Raw genomic sequence first — 4,210 nt, 5'->3', positions numbered from 1 at the left:
CCCCGCGCCGTTTGGGTATCGTTCGGGACGCGAACTACAAAGTTCGCGCTACTGTCCGCGCCGCGCGCCGGATACGGGGCATTCGCCCGCCGTTTGATTAGTTTTACCAAGTTCATGATTCTGAAAAAAGCGCGCATTTTGGTGGTCGATGACGACACGGACGTCCTCTTTGCCATGCGCATGCTGCTCAAGCCCGAAGTGCAGGAAGTGGTGACCGAAAAGAACCCCGAGCTGCTGCTTTCCCTGCTGAGCAAGCAGCGCTTCGACGTGATTTTCCTGGACATGAACTACAAAAGCACCCTCGGCAGTGGCAACGAGGGCCTGTATTGGCTCGGGCGCATCCGCGAAAAGGACCCCACCGCCACCGTTATCATGATTACCGCCCACGGCGAAGTCAGCACGGCCGTGCGGTCGCTGAAAGCCGGTGCCACTGACTTCATCGTGAAGCCCTGGCACAACGCCCAATTGCTGGAAACCCTGGCCGCGGCCCTGGCGCCCAAAGAAGCCGGCAAGGCAACCGCTGCACCCGCCGCCCCGCGCCGCCCCACCTCCTTCGCCGAATTTGAGCTGCTCGGGGAGTCAGAGGCCATGCAGGAGGTGTTTCACAAAATCGAGAAAGTAGCTCCCACCGAAGCCAACGTATTGCTGCTTGGCGAAAACGGCACCGGCAAAGAACTGGTGGCCAAAGCCCTGCACCAAAAGTCTTTTCGGGTGAATAAGCCCTTCGTCACGGCCGACCTGGCGGCCATGAGCGAGGGTATTTTTGAGAGCGAGCTATTTGGGCATAAAAAGGGCGCCTTCACCGATGCCCGCGAGGACCGGCAGGGCCGGTTTGCCGCGGCTTCTGGGGGCACCCTTTTTCTGGATGAAATCGGCAACATTTCGCTGGCCCAGCAAGCCAAGCTGCTCACGGCCCTGCAAAACCGCCAGGTGATTCCGGTGGGCAGCAACACGCCGGTACCGGTCGACATCCGGCTGGTGTCAGCCACCAACGCTCCGCTCTACGAACTAGCCGCCCAGCAGCAGTTCCGAAAAGACCTCATTTACCGCCTCAACACTGTCGAAATCACGCTGCCGCCCCTGCGGGCCCGCGGCGACGACGTGCTGCTGCTAGCCCAGCACTTTGCCGGTGTGTATGCCGCCCGCAACCGCAAGGCCACGCCCGCCTTCCACCCGGCCACGCTGCAGAAGCTGCGCGAGCACCCCTGGCCCGGCAACGTGCGTGAGCTGCAGCACGCCGTGGAGCGCGCCATCATTCTGGCCGAAGGCGACGTGCTGCGCCCGCAGGATTTTCATTTCTCAGCCATGGAAACGGTGGGCGCGGCCGTAGCGACAGCAGCGGAACCTGAAGGCCCGCTGCAGCTCAGCGCTGTGGAGAGAAGCACCATCTTGCGCGTGATTGAGCGGCACAACGGTAACATCACCAAAGCCGCCAAGGAACTGGGCCTCACCCGCACGGCGCTGTACCGGCGGCTCGAGAAGCATGACCTCTAAGCGCCTGGAAGTTGGAATAGTGCTGCGGCTGCTGTTGCTGCTGGGCTTGCTGTACGCTGCTGAACGCGCCCTGGAGCACGGTAAATTCGGCCTGCTGGTGCTGACGGTATTGTTCATTGCCGGCGCGGTGTGGGAGCTGGGCCGGCACATCACGCGCGGCACGCAGGCGCTGGCCAATTTCCTGCTGGCCGTGAAGTACCGCGACTTTTCGCAGCACTACAACGAGGCGCACCCCGACCGGTCGCTGCGGCCCCTGCACGCCGTGTTCAACCAGCTCAGTGCCACGTTCCGGCAGCTTAGCGCCGAGCGCGAGGCCCAGTTTACCTACCTGCAAACGGTGCTGGAACTCATCGATACGGGCATTATTTCCTACGACGAGACCGGCAAGGTGGAGTCCATCAACGAGTCGTTTAAGCGGACCCTGGAACTGCCTTACCTGAAGAGCATGGCCACGCTGCAAAAGCGCTACCCGGTGCTGCACGACGCCATTGGGGAGTTGCAGCCCGGCGTGTCGACGGTGGTCAAGCTCACCGTGGGCGGCCAGACCATGCAGCTCTTGCTGTCGGCCACGCAGTTCCGGCTGCAGGGGCGCGAGTTCACGCTGGTGGCCTTCAAAAACGTGAGCCACACCCTGGATGAAACCGAAACCGAGGCCTGGCAAAAGCTGCTGCGCGTGATGACGCACGAAATCATGAATTCGGTGGCGCCCATTGCCTCGCTGGCCGACTCGCTGCGCCGCGACTTGCGGCGTGAGGTGGAACAGGCCGCGCTGGCGCAGCCCGAGCGCGACCTGCTCGACGACGTAGTGGAGGGCATTGGCATCATTCAGCACCGCAGCGAGGGCCTGCTGCGGTTTGCGCAGGTGTACCGCGACTTCAGCACCATTGGCACGCCGCTGCTCACCACGGTGTACGTGCAGGAGATGTTCGCCAGCATCCGGGGGCTGATGAGCGCGCAGTTGGCCGAGGCCGGCATTGAATTGGAAAATTCGGTTGAGCCCGCCGACCTCTGCCTGCAAGTCGACTCGCGCCTCATGGAGCAAGTGCTCATCAACTTGGTGCTCAACGCGGCCTTCGCGGTGGCCACCACCCCGCGGCCCCGGCTGCGGCTGCGCGCCCACCGGCTCGAATCTGGCCGGGTGGTTATCGACCTGGCCGACAATGGCATGGGCATTCCGCCCGAGCTGCTGGACAGCATCTTCATTCCCTTTTTCACCACCCGCAAGGGCGGCACGGGCATTGGCCTAAGTCTGGCCAAGCAGATAATGCACCTGCACCGCGGCAGCATTAACGTGCAGTCGACGGTGGGCGCTGGCACGGTGTTTCAATTGGAGTTTCCAGCGGAAGAAGCGCACTAAAGACGGACCAGCGTCGCCCGGTGAAAGGAAATTCCGTGCCCACTACTTAGGAAGCGAAACTCCGCCAAAGACTCCGGCAAGTGCCAGGACCAAAAAATGTCTGAACAATAAGGCGGCATTTTACAACTCTTTTTCAGCGACTCCGTCAAAGGCAACTCAACGGTCGCGTTTTCTTTGCGTCGACTCAATGCTCACCTTTTTCTTTTAGTTTCTATGAAAAAGCAACTCGTTCTACTTGCCGTTTTGATTGGCGCAGGTGCCTACTCGGCCAGTGCTCAAACCAGCACCACCACGACCAAGCAGACCACGGTAACGCCAGCTACGCCTGCCACTCCGGCTACTCCGGCCGCGCCTGCTACCGCCACCCCAGCCACTAGCACCACCACCGAGTCGACCACGACCACGGTAGAGCCCGCCTCAACCACGACGGTGGTAACTCCGGCCCCCGCCACCCAAACGGTAACGACGGATGCCAAGGTGAAAGACAAGCGCAACAAAACGAAAATCAAGCCGAAAGACTAACCTTTCGCCTTCGTTATAGCTAAAAAAAGCCCGGCTGCAAGCAATTGCGGCCGGGCTTTTTGTTGAGGTGAGGTGCTGGCAGAGCAAGGGTAAAATGGCCAGGCAACCGAGCAGGCCGAGCAACCGGGGGAGGTGAGCTCGGCAAAGGGCGCAGTCGCTTTTGGCCGACTCGTGACTTGCTGCTCGCGATACCGGCTACTTGTTTAGAATCGAGCTGTCAACCCAAATTTGAGGTAGCTCATGTCGTAGCCCAGCTCGGCAAAGGCGCCGAGGTGGTCGGTGAGGAAATAGCGGCCGCCCACGAAGATGCCCGGCGCTACTGAGAGGCCGCCGTAATCGTCGGGTTCGTCGGCGGGTGTGCTGTCAAGGAAGGTGTTTTTGTAGGTCACCGCCCGCAAGCCCAGGCTTACGCCGCCGTACGTATCGAGCCGGGGGTCTTCGGTGAAATTGTAGTGGTACGCCCCGCGCGCCAGCACCACAATGTGGTTCCAGGTGGCTTTGAAGTCGGTGCCGGGGTAGTTGTAGCGGAAATTTTGGTAGCCCACCAGCCCGCCTACGCTGATGGCGCCCGGCCCAACGCCCTCAATAATGGTTTTGTCGACCGACAGCGTCAGCGCGGGCGTGGACTCCAGGTCCTGGCCAAATCCGTAGCCAAAATCATTGCCCACGCCCAGGCCCAGGTTTACCACCAGGGGCCGCTCCACCATGCCCACGTTGATGCCAAGGGCCTCTTGCAGCGTGGGAACTTCCGGCTCGGCCGAAGGCGCGGAGGCCGGCGTGGCTTTGGGGGCCGGTTTTGGCGCGGGGCGGGCGGGGGCGGGCTTGCGGGCGGGGGTT

4 protein-coding genes are annotated in these 4,210 nt (G+C 61.8%); 3 read left to right on the top strand and 1 reads right to left on the bottom strand.

Annotated features, from left to right (window positions below):
• Nucleotides 1-114 precede the first annotated feature (114 nt).
• The 3 genes from VF629_RS22480 to VF629_RS22470 all read left to right on the top strand — a co-directional run bounded on the left by VF629_RS22480 (nt 115) and on the right by VF629_RS22470 (nt 3,373).
• Nucleotides 115-1,494, top strand: a complete 1,380-nt coding sequence (locus VF629_RS22480) for a sigma-54 dependent transcriptional regulator (protein WP_331060753.1) — start codon at nt 115-117, stop codon at nt 1,492-1,494.
• Nucleotides 1,484-2,851: a sensor histidine kinase gene (locus VF629_RS22475; RefSeq protein ID WP_331060752.1), complete on the top strand. Its 1,368-nt coding sequence runs from the start codon at nt 1,484-1,486 to the stop codon at nt 2,849-2,851. Before VF629_RS22480 ends, VF629_RS22475 begins: the two co-directional genes overlap by 11 nt.
• A gap of 213 nt (nt 2,852-3,064) precedes the next feature.
• Nucleotides 3,065-3,373, top strand: coding sequence for a hypothetical protein (locus VF629_RS22470; RefSeq protein WP_331060751.1), 309 nt, complete (start codon nt 3,065-3,067; stop codon nt 3,371-3,373).
• A gap of 203 nt (nt 3,374-3,576) precedes the next feature.
• Here the strand turns inward: VF629_RS22470 and VF629_RS22465 are convergent.
• The coding region (locus tag VF629_RS22465) for a hypothetical protein (RefSeq protein WP_331060750.1) at nt 3,577-4,210 on the bottom strand (634 nt) is incomplete at its 5' end.

Source organism: Hymenobacter sp., from assembly GCF_036388155.1.
GTDB lineage: Bacteria > Bacteroidota > Bacteroidia > Cytophagales > Hymenobacteraceae > Hymenobacter.
The sequence above is the reverse complement of the archived record's forward strand: the minus strand, read 5'-3'. Positions and strand labels throughout refer to the sequence as shown.

Excerpts from the sequence above, each read along its gene's own strand:
- VF629_RS22475 (WP_331060752.1), top strand. The coding sequence starts at position 1,484 with ATGACCTCTAAGCGCCTGGAAGTTGGAATAGTGCTGCGGCTGCTGTTG.
- VF629_RS22470 (WP_331060751.1), top strand. The coding sequence starts at position 3,065 with ATGAAAAAGCAACTCGTTCTACTTGCCGTTTTGATTGGCGCAGGTGCC.
- VF629_RS22480 (WP_331060753.1), top strand. The coding sequence starts at position 115 with ATGATTCTGAAAAAAGCGCGCATTTTGGTGGTCGATGACGACACGGAC.